The organism is Falsiroseomonas sp. (genome assembly GCF_051859025.1).
Lineage (GTDB): Bacteria > Pseudomonadota > Alphaproteobacteria > Acetobacterales > Acetobacteraceae > Falsiroseomonas.
Genome location: NZ_JBHYGL010000002.1, coordinates 153,651 through 176,964, shown reverse-complemented (window position 1 = coordinate 176,964; position 23,314 = coordinate 153,651). Strand labels below are relative to the sequence as shown.

21 protein-coding genes are annotated in these 23,314 nt (G+C 69.6%); 7 read left to right on the top strand and 14 right to left on the bottom strand.

Annotated features, from left to right (window positions below; translation table 11 throughout):
* The 5 genes from ACTIE5_RS06155 to bchF form a co-directional block, all read right to left on the bottom strand.
* The coding region (locus ACTIE5_RS06155) for an AAA family ATPase (RefSeq protein ID WP_439548826.1) at positions 1 to 436 on the bottom strand (436 nt) is incomplete at its 3' end.
* Complete coding sequence (locus ACTIE5_RS06150; RefSeq protein WP_439548825.1) at positions 433 to 4,038, bottom strand: magnesium chelatase subunit H; 3,606 nt, start codon at positions 4,036 to 4,038, stop codon at positions 433 to 435. The genes ACTIE5_RS06150 and ACTIE5_RS06155, both read right to left, overlap by 4 nt.
* Before the next feature lie 27 nt (positions 4,039 to 4,065).
* A complete protein-coding gene (gene bchB / locus ACTIE5_RS06145; protein ID WP_439548824.1) occupies positions 4,066 to 5,676 on the bottom strand; it encodes a ferredoxin:protochlorophyllide reductase (ATP-dependent) subunit B in 1,611 nt (536 codons plus the stop codon).
* A gap of 4 nt (positions 5,677 to 5,680) precedes the next feature.
* Positions 5,681 to 6,967, bottom strand: a complete 1,287-nt coding sequence (locus ACTIE5_RS06140) for a ferredoxin:protochlorophyllide reductase (ATP-dependent) subunit N (protein WP_439548823.1) — start codon at positions 6,965 to 6,967, stop codon at positions 5,681 to 5,683.
* Complete coding sequence (bchF, locus tag ACTIE5_RS06135) at positions 6,964 to 7,581, bottom strand: 2-vinyl bacteriochlorophyllide hydratase (RefSeq protein ID WP_439548822.1); 618 nt, start codon at positions 7,579 to 7,581, stop codon at positions 6,964 to 6,966. Before bchF ends, ACTIE5_RS06140 begins: the two co-directional genes overlap by 4 nt.
* Before the next feature lie 300 nt (positions 7,582 to 7,881).
* On the opposite strand from bchF, the gene ACTIE5_RS06130 reads away from it, so the two are divergent.
* From ACTIE5_RS06130 to hemC, 6 genes are all read left to right on the top strand, one after another.
* Positions 7,882 to 8,811 carry a cobalamin B12-binding domain-containing protein gene (locus tag ACTIE5_RS06130; RefSeq protein WP_439548821.1) on the top strand — a complete coding sequence of 310 codons (930 nt, stop codon included), beginning with the start codon at positions 7,882 to 7,884 and terminating at the stop codon, positions 8,809 to 8,811.
* A gap of 167 nt (positions 8,812 to 8,978) precedes the next feature.
* A complete protein-coding gene (ppsR, locus tag ACTIE5_RS06125) occupies positions 8,979 to 10,343 on the top strand; it encodes a transcriptional regulator PpsR (protein ID WP_439548820.1) in 1,365 nt (454 codons plus the stop codon).
* Positions 10,344 to 10,346: 3 nt separating this feature from the next.
* Complete coding sequence (gene chlG, locus ACTIE5_RS06120) at positions 10,347 to 11,258, top strand: chlorophyll synthase ChlG (RefSeq protein WP_439548819.1); 912 nt, start codon at positions 10,347 to 10,349, stop codon at positions 11,256 to 11,258.
* Positions 11,255 to 12,598, top strand: coding sequence for a BCD family MFS transporter (locus tag ACTIE5_RS06115; RefSeq protein WP_439548818.1), 1,344 nt, complete (start codon positions 11,255 to 11,257; stop codon positions 12,596 to 12,598). Before chlG ends, ACTIE5_RS06115 begins: the two co-directional genes overlap by 4 nt.
* Positions 12,599 to 12,615: 17 nt before the next feature.
* Positions 12,616 to 13,818: a geranylgeranyl diphosphate reductase gene (locus ACTIE5_RS06110; RefSeq protein WP_439548817.1), complete on the top strand. Its 1,203-nt coding sequence runs from the start codon at positions 12,616 to 12,618 to the stop codon at positions 13,816 to 13,818.
* 40 nt (positions 13,819 to 13,858) lie between these two features.
* The gene (gene hemC, locus ACTIE5_RS06105) at positions 13,859 to 14,899 is read left to right on the top strand and encodes a hydroxymethylbilane synthase (RefSeq protein ID WP_439548816.1); all 1,041 of its coding nucleotides are present in this window, start codon (positions 13,859 to 13,861) and stop codon (positions 14,897 to 14,899) included.
* Positions 14,900 to 14,954: 55 nt separating this feature from the next.
* On the opposite strand, the gene ACTIE5_RS06100 is transcribed toward hemC, so the two are convergent.
* Positions 14,955 to 15,221, bottom strand: a complete 267-nt coding sequence (locus ACTIE5_RS06100) for a hypothetical protein (protein WP_439548815.1) — start codon at positions 15,219 to 15,221, stop codon at positions 14,955 to 14,957.
* A gap of 218 nt (positions 15,222 to 15,439) precedes the next feature.
* Here ACTIE5_RS06100 and ACTIE5_RS06095 point away from each other — a divergent pair, with 218 nt between their 5' ends.
* A complete protein-coding gene (locus ACTIE5_RS06095; protein WP_439548814.1) occupies positions 15,440 to 15,814 on the top strand; it encodes a c-type cytochrome in 375 nt (124 codons plus the stop codon).
* Between the two features lie 36 nt (positions 15,815 to 15,850).
* On the opposite strand, the gene ACTIE5_RS06090 is transcribed toward ACTIE5_RS06095, so the two are convergent.
* The 8 genes from ACTIE5_RS06090 to ACTIE5_RS06055 form a co-directional block, all read right to left on the bottom strand.
* The gene (locus ACTIE5_RS06090; RefSeq protein ID WP_439548813.1) at positions 15,851 to 16,696 is read right to left on the bottom strand and encodes an ABC transporter substrate-binding protein; all 846 of its coding nucleotides are present in this window, start codon (positions 16,694 to 16,696) and stop codon (positions 15,851 to 15,853) included.
* Positions 16,697 to 16,760: 64 nt separating this feature from the next.
* Complete coding sequence (locus ACTIE5_RS06085) at positions 16,761 to 17,558, bottom strand: class II aldolase/adducin family protein (RefSeq protein ID WP_439548812.1); 798 nt, start codon at positions 17,556 to 17,558, stop codon at positions 16,761 to 16,763.
* An 18-nt stretch (positions 17,559 to 17,576) separates the two neighbouring features.
* Positions 17,577 to 18,545 (bottom strand): Bug family tripartite tricarboxylate transporter substrate binding protein, encoded by a 969-nt coding sequence (locus ACTIE5_RS06080; protein ID WP_439548811.1) that lies wholly within the window; start codon positions 18,543 to 18,545, stop codon positions 17,577 to 17,579.
* Positions 18,546 to 18,680: 135 nt separating this feature from the next.
* Positions 18,681 to 19,643, bottom strand: coding sequence for a Bug family tripartite tricarboxylate transporter substrate binding protein (locus ACTIE5_RS06075; protein ID WP_439548810.1), 963 nt, complete (start codon positions 19,641 to 19,643; stop codon positions 18,681 to 18,683).
* Between the two features lie 4 nt (positions 19,644 to 19,647).
* Positions 19,648 to 20,424, bottom strand: a complete 777-nt coding sequence (locus tag ACTIE5_RS06070) for an enoyl-CoA hydratase/isomerase family protein (protein WP_439548809.1) — start codon at positions 20,422 to 20,424, stop codon at positions 19,648 to 19,650.
* Positions 20,421 to 21,395 (bottom strand): Bug family tripartite tricarboxylate transporter substrate binding protein, encoded by a 975-nt coding sequence (locus ACTIE5_RS06065; RefSeq protein ID WP_439548808.1) that lies wholly within the window; start codon positions 21,393 to 21,395, stop codon positions 20,421 to 20,423. The genes ACTIE5_RS06070 and ACTIE5_RS06065 overlap by 4 nt, the downstream gene beginning before the upstream one ends.
* Complete coding sequence (locus ACTIE5_RS06060) at positions 21,392 to 22,351, bottom strand: Bug family tripartite tricarboxylate transporter substrate binding protein (protein ID WP_439548807.1); 960 nt, start codon at positions 22,349 to 22,351, stop codon at positions 21,392 to 21,394. Before ACTIE5_RS06060 ends, ACTIE5_RS06065 begins: the two co-directional genes overlap by 4 nt.
* Positions 22,348 to 23,310 carry a Bug family tripartite tricarboxylate transporter substrate binding protein gene (locus ACTIE5_RS06055; protein WP_439548806.1) on the bottom strand — a complete coding sequence of 321 codons (963 nt, stop codon included), beginning with the start codon at positions 23,308 to 23,310 and terminating at the stop codon, positions 22,348 to 22,350. The genes ACTIE5_RS06060 and ACTIE5_RS06055 overlap by 4 nt, the downstream gene beginning before the upstream one ends.
* Positions 23,311 to 23,314 lie beyond the last annotated feature (4 nt).

Genomic DNA, 23,314 nt, shown 5'->3' with positions numbered 1-23,314 from the left:
GCTCCTTCAGCAGCTTCACCGTCTGGCCGACGACATAGCCGCCGCAGCCCGTGCCCGCGGGTGGGCCACCGGCTTCGACGCACATGACGCCGTGGCGGCCTTCCACCACGAAATCCTCGGGGCGGAGTTCCTCCGAATGGAAGCCGACGCCGTCCAGCACATCGATCACCGTCGGGATCATGCGGCCCGTCAGGGTGAAGGTGCTGTCGTGCTTCGGATCGCAGCCGATCTGCAGCACGCGCTTGCCGAGCTTGGCGAAAGCAACGGAAAGGTTGGAGCTGGTCGTGCTTTTCCCGATGCCGCCCTTGCCGTAGACCGCGAAGACCTTCGCGCCCTCGATCTTCAGGGGGTCGTCCATATGAACCTGGACACTGCCGTCACCATCCCCGCGGCGGGAGATGCTGGCGCCCGGCGGTGGTCTCATGATCACGCTCATGCGGCCATCTCCACGGTGATTCCTTCAATCCGGTCCTCGAGTTCCTCGCCGGCGCGCTTCAGCGCCTCCAGGACCTCGGCATCCGGTTCCCAATAGCGGCGCTCCTGCGCCTCGATCAGGCGGTTTGCAATCTTCGCCGATGCGGTCGGGTTGAGCTTCGCCAACCGTTCCCGCATGGCGGGGTCGAGCATGTAGGTCTCGGCCATCTGCTGGTAGATCCAGGGGGCGACCTGGCCGGTGGTGGCGGACCAGCCCATGGTGTTGGTGACCTGCGCCTCGATCTGGCGCACGCCCTCATAGCCATGGGACAGCAGGGCCTCGAACCATTTGGGGTTCAGGGCACGCGTCCGGGTCTCCAGCGCCACCTGTTCGGCGACAGTACGGATCGTGCCCTCGCCACGGGTCTGGTCGCCGACATAGACGGCGGCTTCCTGGCCGTGGCGGGCGCGGCGCACGGCGCGGGACATGCCGCCGAGCGTGTCGAAATACTGGTCGATGCTGGTCAGCCCGACCTCGATGCTGTCGAGGTTCTGGTAGGTGACATCGACGCTGCCCAGCACATGGCCCAGCAGCTTGTCCTGCCGCGCGGCCTTGCCATCGATGCCATAGGCGAAGCCCTTGCGCTTCACATAGGCCTCGGCCAGTTCGTCCTCATCGGTCCAGAGTCCGGCATCGAGGATCTGGTTGACGTTGGCGCCATAGGCACCCTCGGCATTCCCGAAGACCCGCAGCGCCGCCTGCTCCATCGTGCCGCCATGCTGCGCGATGAAGGCCAAAGCGTGCTTGCGGATGTAGTTGCGGTCCGCGGGTTCATCGGCCTCGGCGGCCAGCAGCGCGGCCTCCGCCAGCAGGCGGGTCTGCAGCGGCAGCAGGTCGCGGAAGATGCCCGACAGCGTCACCATCACATCGATGCGCGGGCGGCCCAGAATCTCCAGCGGGATCAGCTTCGCGCCGGTCAGGCGGCCGTAGCTGTCATGACGCGGCTCGGCACCCATCAGCCACAGCGCCTGCGCGATGGGGCCGCCTTCGGTCTTCAGATTGTCGGTGCCCCAGAGGACGATCGCCACCGTCTCCGGCATTCCCTTGCCATCGGCCTGGTGGCGGGCCAGCAGGCGGTCCGCCTGGCGGGCGCCATCCTTCACCGCGAAGGCGGAGGGGATCTTGAAGGGATCGAAGCCATGCAGGTTGCGGCCCGTGGGCAGCACCGCGGTGTTGCGCAGCAGGTCGCCGCCCGGCGCGGGGCGGATGTAGCCGCCATCAAGGGCGTGCAGGATGGCCGGGATTTCGTGCTCCGCGGCCAGCAGCGCATCGAGGCGCGTGCGTTCCTCACCGACCGGCACGCCGGCGGCATCCAGCATCGCCGCGCGCTGTTCGCGGTTCGGGACCTCGCCGACCACATGCAGGCCGTGCGGGATCAGCGTGTATTCGAGTTCGAGCAGCGCATTGCCCAGCAGGCGGATCGCCTCCGGCGCCGCATCGGCGGACCAGGCGGGCTCGGCCGGGGCGAGATCGACGCCGGAAGCCTGGGCCTGGACGAGCTGCGCGAGGGAGGCGCGCACGCCGGCATCGCATTCCGGCTCCAGCACCCGCCAGCGATCAAGCGACGCCTTGAGGTCGAGCAGGCCGCGATAGAGGCCCGCATTCGTGACCGGCGGCGTCAGGTAGCTGATCAGCGCCGCACCCGCGCGGCGCTTGGCGAGCATGCCCTCGGAAGGGTTGTTCGAGGCATAGAGGTAGAGGTTCGGCAGGTCGCCGATCAGGCGATCCGGCCAGCATTCCGCGGATAGCCCGGCCTGCTTGCCCGGCATGAATTCCAGCGCGCCATGGGTGCCGAAATGCAGCACCGCATGGGCGCCGAAATCCTCACGGATCCAGCGGTAGAAGGCGCTGAAGGCGTGGGTGGGGGCGAAGCCGCGTTCGAACAGCAGGCGCATCGGGTCGCCTTCCCAGCCGAAGCCGGGCTGGACGCCGATGAAGACATTGCCGAAGCGCGCGCCGAGCACATGGATCGTCGCGCCATCGGATTGCGCGCGGCCGGGGGCCGGGCCCCATTGCCGCTCGATATCCTTCAGATAGGGCTCCCGCCGCACATGGTCATCGGCGGGGATGCGGGCGGCAACATTGGCAACGGCGCCGAACTGCGCCGCATTGCCGATGATGATCGCATTGCGCAGCGCATCCACATCGGCGGGCACATCGACCGTATAGCCGGCGGCCTTCATCGCGACCAGCGTGTTGAACAGCGACTGGAAGACGGAGAGGTAGGCGGCCGTGCCAGTATTGCCGGCATTGGGCGGAAAGTTGAAGACCACCGCGGCGACCTTGCGATCCCGCCGCGCGGCGCGGCGCAGCGCGACCAGCTTGGCCACGCGGTCCGCCAGCGTGGCCGCGCGTTCGCGATGCGCCACCATGTCGCGGCGCACATCCTCGGCACCCGCGATGGAGCGGCCGCCATAGGTCATCGGCCAGATCGCGCCATCGAGTTCCGGGATCGCGACCATCATGGTCGCTTCCACCGGCGTCAGCCCGCGCGGATCCTCGTTCCACTGCTCGATGGTCTGGAATTCGAGAGGATGGGCGGCGAGGTACGGCACATCGAGGCGGGAGAGCATCGCCTCCGCCGCATGCGCATCATTGTAGGCAGGGCCGCCGACCAGCGAGAATCCGGTGAGCGACAGCACGGCGTCCACGGCCGGTGCGCCGTCCCGCATGAAGAAGCGTTCCATCGCCGGGCGGTTGTCGAGGCCCGAGGCGAAGGCGGGTATGACGCGCAGGCCCTTGGTCTCCAGCGCCGCAATCACGCCATCATAATGCGCGGCGTTGCCGGCCAGGACGTAGGACCGCATCACCAGCAGCCCCACGGTGCCGAGGCGACCTTCGCTCGGCAGCTGGTCGACCCGTTCCGTCACCTGGCCGCGCAGGCGGGGGTGGTAGAGGCCGACTTCCGGATACTCGACCGGTGGCGAGACCTTGAGCGTGCCGACAAGGCCAGCGCGCGGGCCCGCGGCGTAGCGATTGACCAGCATGCGGACCAGGTTGGCGAGGTTCGCCTGGCTGCCGGCCAGCCAGTATTGCAGGGCCAGGAAGTAGATGCGGACATCCTGCGCCGTGCCGGGGATGAAGCGGAGGAGCTTCGGCAGCTCCCGCAGCATCTTCATCTGGCCCTTGCCGGAAGCCGGCGCGCCTTCCTTCTTCGCGCCGCGCAGCCGCTTCAGCATGCCCATGATGCCGGTCGCTTCGGCGCCCATGTCGAAGCGGCCGATGCGGGTCAGCTTCATGACCTCCCCGGCCGACATGCAGCAGACCATGGCGTCGCAGGCGTCGCGCCGCGCCTTCAGGGCGGGCAGGACCTGGCGGATGTGATCCTCCAGGAACAGCATGGTGGCGATGACGATGTCGCCGCGGGCGATGTCGGCCAGGCATTCGTTCAGCGCCGCGGCATCGCTGCCCCATTCATCGGCGGCGTGGACGGAGAGTTCGAGGCCAGGAATCTCCCGCCGCAGCGTGGCGCGGGCCTGCATCATGGCGCCGGCGAGGTGACTATCCATCGTCACGACCACGACGCGCATCGTGGTGGTCAGTCGGTTCACGCCCTCAGGCATGGTGCCCCCCGCGTGTGTGGAGAAATGTCACCTCGAGTAATGCGCCTTGGCATCGTAGAGCGTCTCGAGCGTGATGGTCCCGATCCCGCGTTCCTGCGCGAACCGTTCGGTGTTGCGACGCGCCTTGCCGCGGACGAAGAAGGGAATCTTCTTCAGCTCCTTCTCGGCATCGGCACCCCAGGCGACCACCAGCGTGCCGATAACGGCAGCAGAGGGGTCGCCCGCGGCAGCGTGGGGAGTCACTGCCGCGGGCGCGGGCAGGGGCTGCGCGGCGGGCGCGGCCTCCTTGCCCAGCTGTGACGGCGTGCCGTGTCCCAAATGGGACGGCGCGGCGCCGTCGTTGAACTCGAAATCTTCCCGGAACATGCCGAGGAGATGTTCCTCCAGCCCCATCATCAGGGGGTGGACCCAGGTGTCGAACAGGACGTTCGCACCCTCGATCCCCATCTGCGGCGAATGCCGGGCGGGGAAATCCTGCACATGGACCGGGGAGGAGATGACCGCGCAGGGAATGCCGAGGCGCTTGGCCACATGGCGTTCCATCTGCGTGCCCAGCACCAGTTCGGGCTGCAGCGCGGTGATCTGCGCTTCCACTTCCAGGTAGTCGTCGGTGATCAGCGGCTCGACGCCATGGGTGGCGGCGGCGGCGCGGATCTCGCGACCGAATTCGCGGGAATAGCTGCCGAGGCCCACGACCTGGAAGCCGAGTTCCTGGCTGGCGACTCGCGCGGCGGCGATGGCGTGGGTGGCATCACCGAAGATGAAGACGCGCTTGTTGGTGAGGTAGGTGCTGTCCACCGACCGTGAATACCAGGGCAGCCGCAGCGTGCCGTTGGCGGTGGCGGCCGGCACGCCGGCCATCTGCGCCACTTCCGCCACGAAATCCTTCGTCGCGCCGACGCCGATCGGCACGATGGTGGTGAAGTTCTGGCCGAAGCTGCGCTTGAGCCAGGACGCCGCCTGCCCCGCCACTTCGGGGTAGAGCACGACGTTGAAATCGGCATCGCCAAGGCGCGCGAGGTCCGCCGGGGTCGCGCCCATCGGCGCGATGACATTGACCTCGATGCCGAGCGTCTCCAGCAGGCGCTCCACTTCCGGCACGTCGTCGCGGTGGCGGAAGCCAAGCGCGGTCGGGCCGAGGATGTTGCAGCGGGGCACGTCGCTACGAACACGCTTCGTGCCGGGGGCCGGCACATGCGGGCCGGCGCAGGCGCGGACCAGCTGATAGAAGGTCTCGGAGGCGCCCCAATTCTCCTTCCGCTGATAGGCGGGGAGTTCGAGGGGGACGACGGGGATCGGCAGGCCGAGCGTCTTGGCCAGGCCACCCGGATCATCCTGGATCAGCTCCGCCGTGCAGCTGGAGCCGACCAGCAGCGCCTGCGGGCGGAAACGCTCATAGGCGTCCAGCACGGCCTGGCGGAACAGGTTGGCGGTATCGCCGCCGAGGTCCTGCGCCTGGAAGGTGGTGTAGGTGACGGGCGGGCGCTTCGAACGGCGCTCGATCATCGTGAAGAGCAGGTCGGCGTAGGTATCGCCCTGCGGCGCGTGCAGCACGTAGTGCACGCCCTCCATCGCGGTGGCGATGCGCATGGCCCCGATATGGGGCGGGCCTTCATAGGTCCAGACGGCGAGTTGCATGGCGCTACACCATCAACTTGGCGCGCCGCACGAGCGGGCGGGCGAAGAGTTCGGCGAGATCGGCGGCCTGGTCGAAGCCCTGGATGGGCGTGAAGACCAGCTCGATCGACCATTTGGTCGTCATGCCCTCGGCCTCCAGCGGATTGGCGAGGCCGAGGCCGCAGACCGCGATGTCCGGCTTCGCGGCGCGGCAGCGATCGAGCTGGCGCTCCACATCCTGGCCCTCGGACAGCATCGTGCCGGCCGGCAGCATGGCCAGTTCCTCGGCCAGATGGTGCTTCTGCAGGTAGGGCGTGCCGACTTCCGCCAGCTTCATGCCGAGTTCGCGGGATAGGAAGCGCGCCAGCGGGATTTCCAGCTGGCTGTCAGGGAAGAAGAAGATGCTCTTGCCGTCGAGTCGTTCGCGAATTCGGCCCAGCGCGGCGCGGGCGCGGGTGGCGGCGGGGGCGATGGCCTCGGCGATGCGATCGGCGGGCGTGCCCCAGACCTGCGCGGCCGCGGTCAGCCAGGCGGTGGTGCCCTCCACACCCAGCGGGAAGGGTGCCGCGATGCGGGTGGCACCGCGGGCTTCGAGCGCGCGGGCGGTGTCATTGAGGAAGGGCTGCGCGAGGATGTAGCGCGTGCCCGGGCCGATCGGCGGCAGTTCGGAAGCGCGGCGGCTGGGCAGGAAGCGCACGGGGCCGACGCCGAGGGCGGCGAAGAGGCGAAGGAACTGGTCCTCCACCACCTCGGCCAGGGCACCCACCACCAGCAGGGACCGCGCAGTGCCGGGCTCGGCCGGCATCTCGGGCACCAGGGCGGCGAGGCAGGCATCCTCGCCCTGGGTGAAGGTCGTCTCGATGCCGCTGCCGCTGTAGTTCAGCACGCGCACGCCGGGGCTGAAGCGGCGCGACAGGCGCTGCGCGGCGCGGGAGAGGTCGAGTTTGATGACCTCGCTCGGACAGGAGCCGACCAGGAAGAGCAGCTTGATGTCGGGGCGACGCTCGATGAGGCGCGTCACCACCCGGTCCAGTTCGTCATTGCAGTCGGCGAGGCCGGCCAGGTCACGCTCATCGATGATGGCGGTGGCGAAGCGGGGCTCGGCGAAGATCATGACACCGGCCGCGGATTGCAGCAGGTGGGCGCAGGTGCGGCTGCCGACGACCAGGAAGAAGGCGTCCTGGATCTTGCGATGCAGCCAGACGATGCCGGTGAGGCCGCAGAACACTTCCCGCTGACCACGCTCCCGCAGGACGGGGGCGTCCCCGCAGCCGGAGACAGGCACGGCGGGGAGGGCTGCGGCGGCGCTCATGCGGCTGACATTCCGGCCGGGCCACCGCGGGCCAGCGCCTCATCCCGCCGGGCCGCCCGCAGCTTCAGGACGAACTGCGCGGCGTTGACGAGGTAGGCGGCATAGGCGGCAAGCGCCAGGAGCATCTGGCCCTGCCCGTCACCGATCCCGAACAGGACGGTGCCGAGATAGGCGGTGTGCAGCCCCAGCACGAGCATCGAGAAGACGTCTTCCCAGTAGAAGGCGGGGGCGAAGAGCCAGCGACCGAAGACCACCTTCTCCCAGATCGAGCCCGTCACCATGATGACGTAGAGAATGACGGTCTTGACGACGACGGAGGCGGTGGCGACGGCCAGGCCCTCACCGGTCGCGAGGTAGCGGGCCACTAGGCCGAGGCTGACCAGGAAGACGGCGAATTGCAGGGGGGCGAGGATGCCCTGCACCAGGGTCCAGGGAGAGGCATCGCGGCGCTGCCGCTCGGCCTCTGTATAGAGTGGTTGACGCTGCCCCGCCTGGGGCCCCGCCTGGGCGGCGCCGTGGGCCCGTGCATGGCGGGCGGACCGACCGGTGGTTGCACCCCAGGGGGATGCATCCAGGGCGTCCAGCAGGCCAGACAAACCGTTCGTTGTAAGCATTGCTTGACAACCCTCCGTCAAAGGCGGTCCGTTGGCCGCTTGAGGCTGCCGCTGCCCCTGCACGACGGCCGACGAAGGGGGGAACTGCCGAGAAAGAGTGCGCAAACTGGCCCCGAAGGCCTGAAACCGCGCATTTTCTTTCTCTCCCACTCGTCTTGTTCAGGGAGGCTAGAAGCCCGGACCTCACAGTGTCAAGCGCGATTGACGTAAATCGCGATTGACAGGACGGGCCGGTGCGGTTGAAGTTGTCATCACGGGAGCAGGGCGATGTCGCCGAAGCCCACGACCACGGGAAACGTCATGAGTGAGGTCAGCACACAGGCCAGGGAGGGTGGAGCAAGTGGCTCCGCTGGCCTGTCGCGCGACCAGGCCGGCGACGGGGATCGACAAACCCCGCTGGCCAACCCGCGGGCACCACCGCGGCAGGGCAAGCCACCGGGCGGCGAGAGGCGGCGCGTCGCGCTGCTCGCCCGGACGCTGGAGACGGAGATCATTCCCCGTCTCGTGCTCTCGCGGCGTGAGGCGAATGCCCCCGCCTATATCGAGACTCCGGGTGGTGCGTTCCCGCAGCCCGAGGATATCTCGGTCGTCACCGGCCTGGCGATGACCGGCGACCTGTCCGGTTGCCTTTCCTATGTGAACGGCCTTCGGGCCCGCGGCATGCCGCTGGAGATGGTCTATCTCCAGCTCCTCGCCCCCGTGGCGCGGCGGCTTGGCGAATTGTGGGAACAGGATCGCTGCGACTTCACGGCCGTGACGGTTGGCCTGTGCTGCCTGCAGCAGGTGGTGCTGGAGAACAGCCCGGCCTTCCAGCCCCGCATCGGCCGCGCCGATGTCGATCGCCGCATCCTCCTGGCGCCTGTGCCTGGTGAACAGCACAGCTTCGGCCTGCTGATGGTGGGCGAATTCTTCCGGCGCCAGGGCTGGGACGTCAGTTCCGGCAGCGGCACCACCACCAAGGAACTGGCGGCGATGGTGCGGCGGCAATGGTTCGCCGCCATCGGCTTCTCGCTGGCTTGCGAGGACAGGCTGGAGGTTCTGGCGACGACGATCCGGGAGGTCCGCAGGGCCTCGCGGAATCCGCAGATCGGGGTGCTCGTCGGCGGACGGGTATTCATCGACCGACCGGAGTTGGCAGCGCTGGTTGGCGCCGATGCCACCGCTCCGGACGGGCAGCAGGCAGCTCTCAAGGCCGAGACGCTGCTGGCGCTGCTGATGCGGGAAGCCTGACCGGCCGCAAGGCAGGTCGGATTTTACACATTGAATCAGTATGTTGACGATCATGAGGGGTGGGTTGAGAAGGGGGGCCCCTGGGATGAAGGACGGGATGGCTCGTGAAATCGTTCAATGCCCCAAGGACGTCGCTGGGTCAGCTCGATGCGGATGCAACCGCGGGCTTGATCGCGGCTGCCGCGGACATCGCGCTCGTGCTTGACGAGAGCGGGGCCATTCGTGACTTGGCCTTCAGCAGCGAGGAGCTGGCCCGCGAGTTCGATTCGCATGATGGCTGGCTGGGTCGCTTCTGGGGCGACACGGTCGCGAAGGACAGCCGCCCCAAGGTCGATGCGATGCTGGAGCAGCCGCCGGCGAGCGAGGCGCCGCGCTGGCGCCATGTGAACCAGCTTTCCGCCCGCGGTGCCTCCATCCCCCTCCTCTGCTCCGTGGCGCCGATCGGCAACCAGGGGCGTCGCGTGGTCTTCGGGCGGGATCTTCGCCCCGTCTCCCAGCTGCAGCAGCGCCTGGTCGAGGTGCAGCAATCCATGGAGCGGGATTATTCCCGCCTTCGCCAGGCGGAGACGCGCTACCGCCTGCTGTTCCAGATGTCCGTGGACCCGGTGCTGATCCTGGAAGCCGAGTCGCAGCGGATCATGGAGGCCAATCCCTCCGCCCAGCGGCTGTTCGGCCGCACCGCGCGCCGGATGCCGGGGCGCGTCCTGTCCGATGTCTTCGCGCCGGAGGACCGCGCCGCCGTTCAGGCGCTGCTTGCCACCGTGCGCAGTGCCGGTCGCGCCGATGATGTCCGCGCCCGGCTGGCGGAGGGCGCGCAGGATGTCCTCGTCTCCGCCTCCACCTTCCGGCAGGAAGGCGGGCTGCTGTTCCTGGTGCGGTTCTCCGTCATCGGCGATGCCGGCCAGGCGCTGATGCTGCCGGAAGCCAAGACCAAGCTGCTGAAGGTGGTGGAGGTGGTGCCGGACGCCTTCGTCGTCACCGACAGCGCCGCCCGCATCCTGACCGCGAACGCCGCCTTCCTCGACATGGCGCAGGTGACGACGGAGGAGCAGGCGCGCGGCGAGCCGCTGGACCGTTGGCTCGGCCGGCAGGGGGTGGAGGTGGAAGTGCTGCTCTCCACGCTGCGCAGCCGCGGCTCGGTACGCCTCTATGCCTCGACGCTGCGCGGCGAATTGGGCGGGCAGTCGGAGGTCGAGATCTCCGCCGTGTCCGTGATGAATGGCGGCCAGCCCTGCTTCGGCTTCGCGATCCGCGACATCGGGCCGCGGCTGCGGCCGCCGGTGCGCGCGCAGGAAGGTGCCACGCGGTCCGTGGAGCAGCTCACGGAACTCATCGGCCGCGTGCCGCTGAAGGATCTGGTGCGGGAAGCGACCGACGCGATCGACCGGCTGTGCATCGAGGCCGCGCTGGAACTGACGGGCGACAACCGCGCCTCGGCGGCGGAAATGCTCGGGCTGTCGCGGCAGTCGCTCTACGTGAAGCTGCGGCGCTACGGGCTTGGCGACCTGACGGCGGATGAGGGGCAGGACTGACCCATGCCGAGCGGGACCGACATCGTGGGGCGTGCGGGCGGGCAGCGGTTGCAGCCCTCGGCGGTGCTGGAACTGCTGAAGCCGGTCACGTGGTTCCCGCCGATGTGGGCCTTCGCCTGCGGCGCGGTGGCGTCCGGCGCCGCCTTCCTTGATGTCTATCCGATGATCGCGCTCGGCATCCTGCTGGCGGGGCCGATGGTCTGCGGCATGAGCCAGGCGGTGAATGACTGGTTCGACCGGCATGTGGACGCCATCAACGAACCGCAGCGGCCGATTCCGTCGGGCCGGATGCCGGGGCGGAGCGGTCTGTATGTCGCGATCGGCTGGACCTTCGCGTCGCTGCTGGTGGGCGCGGCGCTCGGGCCCTGGGGCTTCGCGGCGACGGTGCTGGCGGTGGTCATGGCCTGGATCTATTCCGCGCCGCCGCTGCGCCTGAAGCAGAATGGCTGGTGGGGCAATCTGGCCTGCGGGATGAGCTACGAGACCCTGCCCTGGCTCACCGCGACCGCGGTGCTGGCGGGCAGCGCGCCGGACCCGAAGGTGGTGCTGGTGGCGGTGCTCTACGGGCTGGGCGCGCATGGCATCATGACGCTGAACGACTTCAAATCCATCGAGGGTGACACGCGCTTCGGCCTGCGGTCCCTGCCGGTGATCCTGGGCGCTGATCGCGCGGCCAAGGTGGCCTGCCTGTTCATGGCGGCGCCGCAGGCGGTGGTGGCGGCGCTGCTGCTGGCCTGGGGCGCGCCCCTGCAGGCGGCGATGGTCGCGGGCGTGCTGCTGGCGCAGGGGCTGCTGATGCGCAAGCTGCTGCGGGACCCGCGCGGCCTGGCGCCCTGGTACAACGGCACGGGCATCACGCTTTACGTGTCCGGCATGATGGTGAGCGCGGTCGCGCTGTCTGGCGGCATGCCGTGAACGCGCTCCCGCCGCTCGGCTGGCTCGGCATCCTGCGCCTCGGCCTGGTGCAGACTTCGCTCGGCGCCATCGTCGTGCTGACCACGGCGGCGCTGAACCGCGTGATGGTGGTGGAACACGCGCTGCCGGCGACGCTGCCGGGCGTGCTGGTGGCGCTGCACTACGCCGTGCAGATGCTGAGGCCGCGGCTTGGCCATGGGTCGGACCAGGGCGGGCGGCGCACGCCCTGGATCATCGGCGGCATGGCGGTGCTGGGGCTGGGTGGCGTGTTGGCGGCGGTGGCGACGGCCTGGATGGGCACGGCGCTGGTCCCCGGCATCGCGCTGGCCGTGCTGGCCTTCCTGCTGGTGGGTATCGGCGTCGGCGCGGCGGGAACTTCGCTGCTGGTGCTGCTGGCGGCGCGGGTGGCGCCCGCACGGCGGCCGGCGGCGGCGAGCCTGGTGTGGATCATGATGATCGCGGGCTTCGTCATCACCACCGCGATCTCCGGCCGGCTGCTGGACCCCTATTCTGGGCCGCGCCTGGTGGCGGTGGCGGCGGGGGTTTCCGTGATCGCCTTCCTGCTGGCGCTGCTGGCGGTGGCGGGGATCGAGGGGCCGAGCCCCGCGCGGCGGGATGCGGACCGTGCGACGCAGGCGCCCTTCATGGTGGCCCTCAAGCAGGTCTGGGCGGAGCCCGAGGCCCGGCAATTCACCATCTTCGTCTTCGTCTCCATGCTGGCCTACAGCGCGCAGGACCTGATCCTGGAGCCCTTCGCCGGCACCGTCTTCGGCATGACGCTGGGGGAGACCACCAGGCTTTCCTCCATGCAGCATGGCGGCGTCCTGGTGGGGATGATCGTCATCGCCATCGTCGGCAGCCTGTCCGGCGGCCGCATCGCGGTGCTGCGGGCCTGGGCGGTGGGCGGCTGCCTGGCGGCGGCGGCGCTGCTGGCGACGCTGGCGGGCGCAGGCATGGCGGGCATCGGCTTCCCGATCCGGGAAGCGTTCTTCGCGCTGGGCGTCGCCAATGGCGCCTTCGCCGCGGCGGCCATCGCCTCGATGATGCAACTCGTCTCCCGCGGGCGGGATGGGCGGGAAGGCGTGCGGATGGGGATGTTCGGCGCGGCGCAGGCGATCGCCTTCGGCGCGGGCGGTCTGGCCGGCACGGTGGTGCTGGATGTGGGCCGGCTGGTCACGGGCAGCGCCGGCGGCGGCTATGTCACCGTCTTCGTGGCCGATGGGCTGCTGTTCCTGGCTTCCGCCCTGCTCGCTGCCCGGATCGGGCGGCCGGCAACGGAAAAGTCACGCGATTACGCTTCGATCAACAGCCGCGATGCGCGGCTGGCCAATGGCGACTGAACGGAAGGATGGCCTCCATGAACAGCGCCGGTATCTTCGATGTGGTGGTGGTGGGCGGTGGCCCCGCGGGCGCCACCGCCGCGCATGACCTCGCGCGGCAGGGCCGGACCGTGGCGCTGCTGGACAAGGCGGGGCGCATCAAGCCCTGCGGTGGCGCCATCCCGCCCCGCGCGATCCGCGACTTCGACATCCCCAACCATCTCATCGTCGCCCGCATCAACGCCGCGCGCATGATCTCCCCCACCGACAAGGAGGTGGACATGCCGGTGGAGAACGGGTTCGTCGGCATGGTGGACCGCGATGTCTTCGACGAATTCCTGCGCGTCCGCGCCGCGGAAGCGGGTGCCGAGCGCCTGACCGGGAGCTTCGAGGCGGTGGAGCATGACGCCGATGGCGTCACGGTCGTCACCTACACGCCGAAGGGTGCGCCCGATGGCACGGCGCCGCTGCGCCTGCGCACGCGCTGCGTGATCGGCGCCGATGGCGCGCGCAGCCAGGTGGGCAAGCAGACGGTGAAGGGCGCGGAGAAGATTCCCTGCGTCTTCGCCTACCACGAGATCGTGGAAGCGCCGAAGGGTGACGAGATCGCCAAGTACGACGCCAGGCGCTGCGACGTCGTCTACAACGGCCGCTACTCGCCTGATTTCTACAGCTGGATCTTCCCGCATGGGGACAAGATCTCCATCGGCACGGGGTCCGCGCATAAGGGCTTCTCGCTGCGCGGTTCGGTCGGCGAATTGCGCGCGGCGACGGGGATGGACCAGTTGAAGACCATCCGCCGCGAAGGCGCGCCCATTCCGCTGAAGCCGCTGAAGAAGTGGGACAATGGGCGGGACGTGGTGCTGGCCGGCGATGCCGCCGGCGTGGTCGCGCCGGCATCCGGTGAGGGCATCTACTACGCCATGCTGTGCGGGCGGCTCGCCGCCGATGCCGCGGCGGAATTCGTCGCGACCGGGGATGCGCGGGCACTCGCCACCGCGCGCAAGCGCTTCATGAAGGCGCATGGCCGCGTCTTCTGGATCCTCGGGATCATGCAGTACTTCTGGTACTCCTCCGACAAGCGGCGGGAGAAGTTCGTGAAGATCTGCCAGGACAAGGACGTCCAGCGCCTGACCTGGGAATCCTACATGAACAAGGAACTCGTGCGCCGCGATCCGATGGCGCATGTGCGGATCTTCTTCAAAGACCTCGCGCATCTGTTCGGCTTCGCCCGGGCATGACGCATCTTTTCCTCCTCCCCGCGCGCGGAGACGCCTGAGCATGCTGCTGTCATCGCTTGACCAATCCACCGAGGGCCACCGCCACCGCGGTGCCATGCACGGGCATTCCCCCCATCACCGGCAGTCCACGCGCACCCTGCCGCTGAAGGTCGGCACGCGGGGATCGCCGCTGGCGCTGTGGCAGACGCGCCATTTCCTCGAACTCATCACCAAGGTCTGCCCGCTGCTGCGGGAGGTGAAGGCCTTCGAGGAATGCGTCATCGCCACCAGCGGCGACAAGATCCAGGACAAGCGCCTAGCCGATATCGGCGGGAAGGGTCTCTTCGCGAAGGAGATCCATGAGGCACTGCTCGATGGCCGCGTGGATTTCGCCGTGCACAGCATGAAGGACCTGGAGACGGAACTGCCGCCCGGCATCGTCCTGGCCTGCGCGCTGAAGCGGGAGGACAGCCGCGATGCCATCGTCATCGGCCCCGATTGCGCCGGCGTCGATCGCGACGACCCCTATGCCTGCCTGCCGCGCGGCGCGCTGATCGGCACCGCTTCCGTCCGCCGGCAGAGCCAGCTGCTGCATGCGCGGCCCGACCTGCAGGTGGAGATCATCCGCGGCAGCGTGCAGTCCCGGCTTTCCAAGGTGCGGGCGGAAGGCGGGCCGCAGGCCTCGCTGCTCGCCATCGCCGGTCTGAAGCGCCTGGAAATGGCGCATGAGGCCGCTGTGGTGCTGGATGCGGAGACGATGGTGCCGGCGGCCTGCCAGGGCATCGTCGGCGTCACCGTCCGGGCCGATGACGTGGAACTGCGCGAGCTTCTCTCCGCCATCGAGGATGGGGAGGCCGCCTATGTCAGCGCCGCCGAACGCGCGCTGCTGGGCTCGCTCGACGGGTCCTGCCGCACGCCGATCGGCGGGCATGCGCAGGTGATGCCGGATGGGCAATTGCTGCTGACCGGCCTGGTGGCGCGGGCGGATGGGTCTTTCCTGCTGAAGCGCAAGCTCTGGGGCGCCAAGGCGCATGCGGCGGCGATGGGCCGGGAGCTGGGCGAAAGCCTGCGGCGGGACAGCCCGGCCGACATCTTCGGCTGAAGGTTGGCGTCAACGGCGTAGCCGGAAGCTTCAGCGGCGGAGCCGCAAGGCAAGTTCAGCGGCGGAGCCGCAAGGCAAGATCGAACAGATGCGCGGCGAAGGCGCCCACCAGCGCCATCGCCACGAAGGGCCAGCCCGCCCCCACCAGGGCGGCCCGCAGCGCCAGCACCAGGGCGACGCCGGGCAGTGCCAGGCCGAGGACGGCAGCCGGGGGCAGGCCCCGCCCGGTGCGGAGGTGCCAGAGCACCAGCGCGGCCGATTCCAGCACCAGGACCAGCAGCACCAGGTCCGCCACGCGGCCGGAAGTGAAAAATTCAGCCATGCGCGCGCCCCTATGCCCCAGCACGCAATCGTAGCGCGGCCGGTGGCAACCTGAAGGCAGTTTCATGCGCTGGGAGGGTTGCGCCGTCCGGTCCTGGCGCCACCTTGCGCCGGGCGGGAAAGACGCCATAAGCGTTGAGCCTCGTTCCACCTGCGCCGATCACTGCGAGGCGGCGGCAGGGCCGTATCGACGAGACACGTTCAAGGAGGATCGCTGGAATGCGACATCTGACTCTGGCCATGGTGACGGCCCTTGCCATCGCACCCTTCGCCGCCCAGGCGCAGGATGCAACTGCCGGCCAGCGGGTTTTCAACCAGTGCCGCGCCTGCCACACCATCGACGCCGGCGGCCGCAACGGCGTAGGCCCCAACCTGCATGGCATCGTCGGCCGCGCGGCGGGCTCGATCGAGGGCTTCCGCTATTCCGCGAACATGCAGGAATGGCGCACGGGCCAGACCTGGTCCGAGGAGAATCTCCGCCGCTACCTCGCCAACCCGAAGGATCTCCTGCCGCGCGGCAGCATGTCCTTCCCGGGCATCCGGAACGAGCAGCAGCTGAATGACCTGATCGCCTACCTCAAGACCCAGAGCTGATTTGGCGGGCGGCCGGGCAACCGGCCGCCCCCTTCCCTACTGGATTGCCGCCGGCAGGCCTTCCCAGGCCTCCTCCACCGAAAGCGGCCGCGGCATCATTCCCTGTTCGGTGCAGTAGCGGATCGCCAGCGCCAGAGCGGGCCGCAGACTTTCCCGCGTGTGCATGCGCGCGCCGGACGCGGCGAGCATCCGCATCACTTCCACCAGCAATTCCGGGCGGGCATCCGCCACATCCCGCCGTGCCACCACCAGGTGGTTGACGGGGATGAAGCCGTGCCGGTCGCGGAACTGGGCGCCGGCGGCCTCGGGGTCTGGGCAGACGGTGCGCAGGCCATCGGGCAGGTCATTGCCGAAGATGCCGGCCGCGGCCTCACCCGATCGTGTCATGGCCAGCAGGTCCTGGCCCGGCGTCCCGCGCGTGACCCAGGGCGGATCCATGAATTCGGGGACATGCGCGTCCTCGAAGGTCGTCCAGCGCTGGGTGTCGGCGCGGATGCCGTGGAACTCCGCCAGGCTGCCGCGCAGCCACATCCCCGTGGTCTGGCTGTAGGCGCGGACGGCGATAGGGGCGCCGGCCAGGTCGGCTGGGCCGCGCACCGGGCCATCGATGGCCGTCAGCAGGGCCGATTCCTGGGCCCGTTCGGCCAGCACCACGGGCAGCAGCACCATGGGCTTGCCGTAGGCCTTGGCCATCAGGAAGGTGGCGATCGCCATCTCGCTGACCTCGAAGGCGGATTGCCGGACCATGGCGGGGAAGGCCTTGCTGGGCGGCGTGTGGCGGATGTTGTCCAGCGCCAGCAGGTCCGACCCCACGCGGCCTTCCAGCAGCGCGGCGGTTTCGGGATAGGCGCCGATGGCGGCGCGCAGCGTGGTGACGGCCAAGGCAATCCTCATCGCCGCCCGGCGGGGGCCCGGGCGGCGTTCTGGCGGTGAAGGCGGGCGAAGTTCAGTCGCGGTAGGACGGGTCCATCCGGTCCAGCTTCCGCAGCAGCGCCGGCCATTCCATCACGCCATAGGGGCGGCGCGTGCCGGGCTGGTAGTTGTTCCAGGTGGCGTCCACGACGGCCTGCGGCACCTCCACCAGCTTCTGCCCGGTCGCCTGCGCGGCCAGCTGCGCGCGGCACGAGAGTTCCAGCCGGTGCATGGCGTTGAAGGCCTCGCCGACCGACTTGCCGATGGTCAGCAGCCCGTGGTTGCGCAGGATCAGCGCGTTATTGTCGCCGAGGTCGCGGACCAGGCGTTCCTGCATCTCCATGTCCAGCACCACGCCTTCATAGTCGTGGTAGCCGATCTTCGCGAAGCGCATGGAGGTCTGGTTCATCGGCAGCAGGCCGCATTCCAGGGAGGAGACGGCCATGCCCGGCCAGGTATGGGTATGGATGACGCAGGCGATCTCGTGCTTCGCCTCATGGATCGCGCCATGGATGACAAAGCCCGCGCGGTTCACGCCGTAGGAGAGGCCGCCCGGGAATTCCGGCTTGGCCAGCACGTTGCCGTGCACGTCGATCTTCACGAGCGACGACGCGGTGATCTCCTCATAGAGCATGCCGTAGGCGTTGATGAGGAAGGCGCCATCCTCACCGGGCACGCGAACGGAGATGTGGTTCGCGGCCATGTCGGACATGCCGTAGAGGTCCGTCAGGCGGTAGCAGGCGGCGAGGTCGATGCGGGCCTGCCATTCCTCCGGCGAGACGCGGTCGCGCATGGAGGGGATCTGGAAGCGTTCGGCGGCGCTGTCGGGCATGGGTCGGTTCCTCGGGTCTTATTCGGGCGATGCGCCGGAGACGCGGACGATGGCGGACCACCGCCTGATCTCATGGGCGATGAAGGTGCCGAAGGCCTCCGGGCCATTGCCCACGGGGTCGGCGCCCTGTTCGATCATGGTGCGTTCGATGGCGGGCACGCGCAACGCCGCGTGGCTGTCATCCGCGATCTTGCGGATGATCTCGGGCGGCGTGCGGGCCGGCGCCACCATGCCGAACCAGGAGGAAGCATCGAATTCGGGGAAGCCGAGTTCGACCATGGTCGGCACATCCGGGTTCGACCGCGACCGCTGGGTGGAGGAGACGGCGAGCGGGCGCAGGCGGTTGCCGCGGATCTGCTCCATGACGGAGGGGATGGTCGCGAACATGAAGTCGATGCGGCCGGACAGCAGGTCGTTCAGCGCGACGGCGCCGCGATAGGGCACGTGTTCCGTCCGGATGCCCGCCATCTGGTCCAGCATGACGCCGGAGAGGTGGGAGGAGGTGCCGACGCCCGTCGATCCATAGGACAACTGCCCGGGCCGGCGCTTCGCCTCCGCGATGAGGCCGGCGACATCGCGGGCGGGATGGTTCGGCGCCACGACGAGGATGTTCGGCACCCCTGCCAGCAGCGTGATCGGCGCCAGGTCCCGGAGCGTGTCATAGGGCATGTTGCGGACCAGGGACTGGTTCACCGCCAGCGGCCCGACCGAGCCCACCATGATGGTGTAGCCATCGGGGGCGGAGCGGACGACATGCTCGGTCCCGATGTTGCCGCCGGCGCCCGGGCGGTTGTCGATGACGACGGACTGGCCCCACATCTCCGACAGGTGCGCGCCGACCAGGCGGGCGATGATGTCCGTGGTGCCACCGGGTGTGAAGGCGACGACGATGCGGACCGGCCGGTTCGGCCAGGCACCTTGGGCGCGGGCAAGGCCCGGTGGCGCCAGCAGGGGCAAAGCGAGGCAGGCGCGCCGTGCGATCTTCATGGTCCGTTCCATTCTCCCGTCAGGCGGTCATGCTGCCGCCTGTTTCAAAGCGGCGCATCCTGTCTCCGGACCGCCCATGCGACAAATGGAAAGAATGCGCAGGCCGTGCCGTTTTGTTCATCAATCCAGGCGGCATCAATCCAGGCGCAGGCCGATGGCGCGGATCACCGGCGTCCAGGTCGCGCGTTCCTGGGCCAGGTATTGCGCGAGATGTTCGGGGTTGCTCGCCGCCGGTTCCGCCCCCTGGCGTGCCAGGGCACCGCGCACGGTCTCCTCCCCCAGGGCTTCGCCAAGCGCGGCGGCGATGCGGTCCAGGATCGGGCGCGGCGTGCCGGCGGGGGCCAGCAGCGCCTGGAAGTTGCGGACGACAAGGGCGGGAAAACCTTCCTCCGCCGTGGTCGGGATGGCGGGGGCGAGGGGCGAGCGCGTCGGCGCCGTGGTGGCCAGCGCGCGCAGCCGGCCATTCTCCACCAGGTTCAGCACGGCGGAAATGTCGCCGAACAGCGCCTCGATCTTCCCGCCCATGAGGTCCGGCAGCGCCGCACCCGTGCCGCGATAAGGCACATGCTCCAGCCGCACGCCGGCGAGTTGGCCGAGCAGTTCGGCCGCGAGATGCGGCGTGGTGCCGATGCCGGCGGAGCCCATGTTGATCTCGCCCGGCCGCGTTTTCGCGAGTGCCACGAATTCCGCGAGGTTCCGCACCGGCAGGCCCGGTGTCACCACCAGCATTTGCGGGCTGTCCGCGATCAGCGCGACGGGTGCCAGCGCGTTCAGCAGATCAGGCGCGCTGGCGCCGCCCGCGGCCGGCGCGATGACCAGCGGGCCGGAGGAGCCGACCAGCAGCGTGTAGCCATCCGGCCTGGCGGCGGCCACGTAGCGCGCGCCGACCACGCCCCCGGCGCCCGCGCGGTTTTCCACCACCACCGGCTGGCCGAGGCGGCGGCGCAGCCCCTCCGCCGCCGGGCGGGCGACATTGTCCACGGGCCCGCCAGGGGCGAAGGGGACCACCAGCGACACCGCGCGCTGCGGCCAGGATTCCTGGGCGCGCGCGATCGCGGGCAGCAGGAGGGGGGTGGCGAGAAGCGCGCGGCGTTGCATGGTCTCAGCGTCCCTTGAAGACGGGCTTGCGCTTCTCGGCGAAGGCCTTCCAGGCTTCCTGCGTATCCTCCGTGGAGGCGAGCGCCACGGTCTGCGACTGCTCGAAGCGATAGCCTTCGTGCAGCGGCATGTATTCCGTGACCTGGAAGCTCTTCTTCGCGGCCTGCACGGCGAGCGGCACCTTGCCCGCGATCTCCCGCCCGATCTTCTGCGCTTCCGCCAGCAGGGCATCGCGCGGCAGGCAGAGGGAGGCCGCGCCCATGCGCAGCAGATCGGGGCCAGAGAAGCGGCGCGCGGTGTAGATCATCAGCCGGGCATCGGATTGGCCGAGGTGCCGCAGCACATGGCGCACGCCGCCGGCCAGGCCCACATCGACCTCCGTCATGGCGAGGTAGCTGTCCTCCGCCACCAGGATGATGTCGGCACACAGCGCGAGCACGCAGCCCGCGCCGATGCCGAGGCCGTTGACGGCGGCGATGACGGGCTTGCCGCATTCCATCACGCTGTCGAAGACGGCGCGCGTCAGGCGGTTGTGGCGGGGATAGGCACCGGGCTCGCCCGCGATGTTCGGGCGTTCCTTGAGGTCCGCGCCGGCGCAGAAGGCTTTCCCCTGTGCCGTCAGCACCACGGCGCGGACGTCCTCGCGGTCGTGCAACTCGTCGAAGGCGCGCACGATCTCCTGCCGCATGGCCAGGTTCATCGCATTCACCGGCGGGCGGTTCAGCGTGACGGTGGCGACGTAGTCCGCCACCTCCAGCGTCAGCGTCTCATAGCTGCTCATTCCGCGCGAATCCCCGCTGCCTCAATCACCTGTTTCCAACGCGCGCTTTCTGCGCGGATGGTCGCCGCCAGTTCCTCCGGCGTGGAGGGCGTGGCTTCCTCGCCCAGCGCTTCCATGCGGGCGCGATAGGCGGGGTCGTTCAGGATGCCGACCACGGCCTGGTTGAGGCGCGCGACGATGGGCGCCGGCGTGCCGCCGGTGGTGGCGATGTAGTTGAAGGGCGCGGCATCGAAGCCGGGCAGGCTCTCCGCCAGCGCGGGCAGGTCCGGGGCCAGCGCCGAACGCTGCGGCGTGGTGACGCCGAGCGCGCGAAGGTTCCCGGCACGCGACAGCGGCAGCAGGATGGAGAGCGTGTCCAGCGCCATGCTGACCGTGCCGCCCATGAGATCCGTCAGCGCCTGGCTGGTACCGCGATAGGGGACATGGGTGATGTCGATCTGCGCCAGGAACTTCAGCATCTCCCCCGCCAGGTGCGACGACGACCCGACGCCGGAGGATGAGAAGGTCAGCGTGCCGGGCCGCGCCTTGGCCAGCGCGATCAGCTCCTGCACGTTCCGTACCGGCAGGCCGGGATGCACCGCCAGCAGGTTCGGCGCGCGCTTGTAGCCGGCGACGGGCGCGAAATCGCGCTCCGGATCGTAGGGCACGCTGCGCATGAGGTGCGGGTTGATGATCTGGGGCCCGGGGGTGCCGTAGAGCAGCGTGTGGCCATCCGGCTGCGCCCGCGCCACGACCTGCGCGCCGATGGTGGCGCCGCCGCCGGGGCGGTTCTCCACCACCACGGGCTGGCCGAGCACCGCGGAAAGCGGCTCCGCGAGTTGCCGCGCGCTGGCATCGGCGGATCCGCCGGCGGCGAAGGGGCAGATCATCCGCAGCGGGCGGTTGGGGAAGGCCTGGCCGCCAGACTGGGCCAGGGCCAGCGATGGCGTGGCGAGGGCCGCGGCGATGGCGGCGCGACGGGTGATGCTCATTCGGCGGTGATCCCTCCCCGGCGGATCACCGGGCCCCAGCGATCCGATTCCTCCCGCACCATGGCGGCCAATGCCTGCGGCGTGCCGCCCAGCTTCTCGATTCCCAGCGCCTCGAACCGCGCGCGCATGGCGGGCTGGTCGAGGATGGTGTTGACCGTGGCGTTCAGCACCGCGATCACCTCCGGCGGCGTGCGCCCGGGGGCCAGCAGGTAGTTGAAGCTGGCGTCGTGGTAGCCGGGCAGCGTGGCCGCCACCGTCGGCAGTTCCGGCGCCGCCGCGGCGGGTTCGGCGGTGGAGACGGCGAGCGCGCGCAGGCGCCCGTCCCGCACCAGCGGCAGCAGCGTCGCGATGTTGTCCATCATGAAGTCGACGCGGCCACCCATGACTTCCTGTACCGCGGGCGCCGTGCCGCGGAAGGGCACGTGCAGCATCTCGACATTCGCCATCTGGCCGAGCATGGCGGCGGCGAGGTGGCCGGAGGAAGCGACGCCGGCGCTGGCGAAGGTCAGGGCATTCGCTTCCCGCCGCGCCAGGGCGATCAGGCCCGGGATGTCGCGCGCGGCGAAGTCGGGCCGCACCACCAGCAGCTTCGGCGCCTTCAGCACCGCGATCACCGGCGCAAAATCGGCGACGGGATCATAGGGGAGCGAGCGCATGAGATGCGGGTTTAGGATCTGCACATTGGGCGTGGCGTAGAGCAGCGTGTGCCCATCCGCCGGCGCGCGGGCGACGGCGACCGCGCCGATGGTGGTGCCGCCACCCGGGCGGTTCTCCACCGTCATCGGCTGGCCGAGCAGCACGGCCAGTTGTTCGGCGATGACGCGCCCGATCGTGTCCGCCGCGCCGCCAGGCGCGAAGGGGACGACCATGCGCATCGGGCGGTTAGGCGCCCACGGTGTCTGCGCCAGCGCGGGTAGCGCCAGCGTCGAGAGAAGCAGGCTGCGGCGCACGATCATTCGAGGGTGATCCCCTGTGCGGTGATGACGCTGCGCCAGCGCGCGATCTCCTCCTGGATCATCGCGGCCAGTTCCTCCCGCGTGCCGCCCAGCGCCTCCGCGCCCAGTGCGGCGAAGCGGGCGCGGATGGCGGGGTCCTTCAGCACGCGGTCGAGGGCTGCGTTGAGGCTGGCGGTGATCTCGGGCGGTGTGCGGCCGGGGGCGAGGATGTAGTTGAAGCTGGCATCGTGGAAGCCGGGCAGCGTGTCCGCGATCGGCGGCAGTTCCGGCGCGGCCTCCGCCCTGTCCCGCGTGCTGACGGCCAGCGCGCGGAGGCGCCCTTCGCGCACCAGCGGCAGCAGCGCCGCGGCGGTGTCGAGCGTCAGGTCGATGCGCCCCGCCAGCAAATCCTGCACGCCGGGCGCGGTGCCGCGATAGGGCACGTGCAGCATCTCGATCCCCGCCATCTGGGAGAAGAGGGCCGCGGCAAGATGCGCGGCGGAGCCGATGCCGGCGCTGCAATAGGTGAGCTGGCCCGGCCGCGCCTTGGCGAGCGCGATCAGCTCCGCCGTGCTGCGGATGGGCGAATCACCGCGCACCACCAGCAGCTTCGGCGCCCTCATCAGCGCGATCACCGGCGTAAAGTCGTTGAAGGCGTCGTAGGGGACGCTGCGCATCATCAACGGGTTCAGGATCTGCACGCCGGGGGGCGCGTAGAGCATGGTGTGGCCATCGGGGGCCGATTGCGCCACCGCGATGGCGCCGACGGATTGGTTGCCGCCGGGCCGGTTCTCCACCACGACGGATTGGCCGAAGCCCGCGCCGAGCGGTGCGGCGACCAGGCGGGCCAGCGTATCCGCCGTGCCACCCGGTGCCTGGGGGACGACGATGCGCAGGCTGCGGTTGGGCGCCCAGGCGGTTTGCGCCCGCGCCACCGCGGGCAAGGTCAGCGCGGTGGCGAGGAGGATGCGACGGCGCATCGGC

What these genes read in the sequence shown, in the direction of transcription:
- ACTIE5_RS06095 (WP_439548814.1), top strand. Translation starts at nt 15,440, where the DNA reads ATGCGACATCTGACTCTGGCCATGGTGACGGCCCTTGCCATCGCACCC.
- hemC (WP_439548816.1), top strand. Translation starts at nt 13,859, where the DNA reads ATGCTGCTGTCATCGCTTGACCAATCCACCGAGGGCCACCGCCACCGC.
- ACTIE5_RS06055 (WP_439548806.1), bottom strand. Translation starts at nt 23,310, where the DNA reads ATGCGCCGTCGCATCCTCCTCGCCACCGCGCTGACCTTGCCCGCGGTG.
- ACTIE5_RS06130 (WP_439548821.1), top strand. Translation starts at nt 7,882, where the DNA reads ATGAGTGAGGTCAGCACACAGGCCAGGGAGGGTGGAGCAAGTGGCTCC.
- ACTIE5_RS06140 (WP_439548823.1), bottom strand. Translation starts at nt 6,967, where the DNA reads ATGAGCGCCGCCGCAGCCCTCCCCGCCGTGCCTGTCTCCGGCTGCGGG.
- bchF (WP_439548822.1), bottom strand. Translation starts at nt 7,581, where the DNA reads ATGCTTACAACGAACGGTTTGTCTGGCCTGCTGGACGCCCTGGATGCA.
- ACTIE5_RS06150 (WP_439548825.1), bottom strand. Translation starts at nt 4,038, where the DNA reads ATGCCTGAGGGCGTGAACCGACTGACCACCACGATGCGCGTCGTGGTC.
- ACTIE5_RS06070 (WP_439548809.1), bottom strand. Translation starts at nt 20,424, where the DNA reads ATGAGCAGCTATGAGACGCTGACGCTGGAGGTGGCGGACTACGTCGCC.
- ACTIE5_RS06065 (WP_439548808.1), bottom strand. Translation starts at nt 21,395, where the DNA reads ATGAGCATCACCCGTCGCGCCGCCATCGCCGCGGCCCTCGCCACGCCA.
- ACTIE5_RS06075 (WP_439548810.1), bottom strand. Translation starts at nt 19,643, where the DNA reads ATGCAACGCCGCGCGCTTCTCGCCACCCCCCTCCTGCTGCCCGCGATC.
- bchB (WP_439548824.1), bottom strand. Translation starts at nt 5,676, where the DNA reads ATGCAACTCGCCGTCTGGACCTATGAAGGCCCGCCCCATATCGGGGCC.
- ACTIE5_RS06085 (WP_439548812.1), bottom strand. Translation starts at nt 17,558, where the DNA reads ATGCCCGACAGCGCCGCCGAACGCTTCCAGATCCCCTCCATGCGCGAC.
- chlG (WP_439548819.1), top strand. Translation starts at nt 10,347, where the DNA reads ATGCCGAGCGGGACCGACATCGTGGGGCGTGCGGGCGGGCAGCGGTTG.
- ACTIE5_RS06100 (WP_439548815.1), bottom strand. Translation starts at nt 15,221, where the DNA reads ATGGCTGAATTTTTCACTTCCGGCCGCGTGGCGGACCTGGTGCTGCTG.
- ACTIE5_RS06110 (WP_439548817.1), top strand. Translation starts at nt 12,616, where the DNA reads ATGAACAGCGCCGGTATCTTCGATGTGGTGGTGGTGGGCGGTGGCCCC.
- ACTIE5_RS06080 (WP_439548811.1), bottom strand. Translation starts at nt 18,545, where the DNA reads ATGAAGATCGCACGGCGCGCCTGCCTCGCTTTGCCCCTGCTGGCGCCA.
- ACTIE5_RS06060 (WP_439548807.1), bottom strand. Translation starts at nt 22,351, where the DNA reads ATGATCGTGCGCCGCAGCCTGCTTCTCTCGACGCTGGCGCTACCCGCG.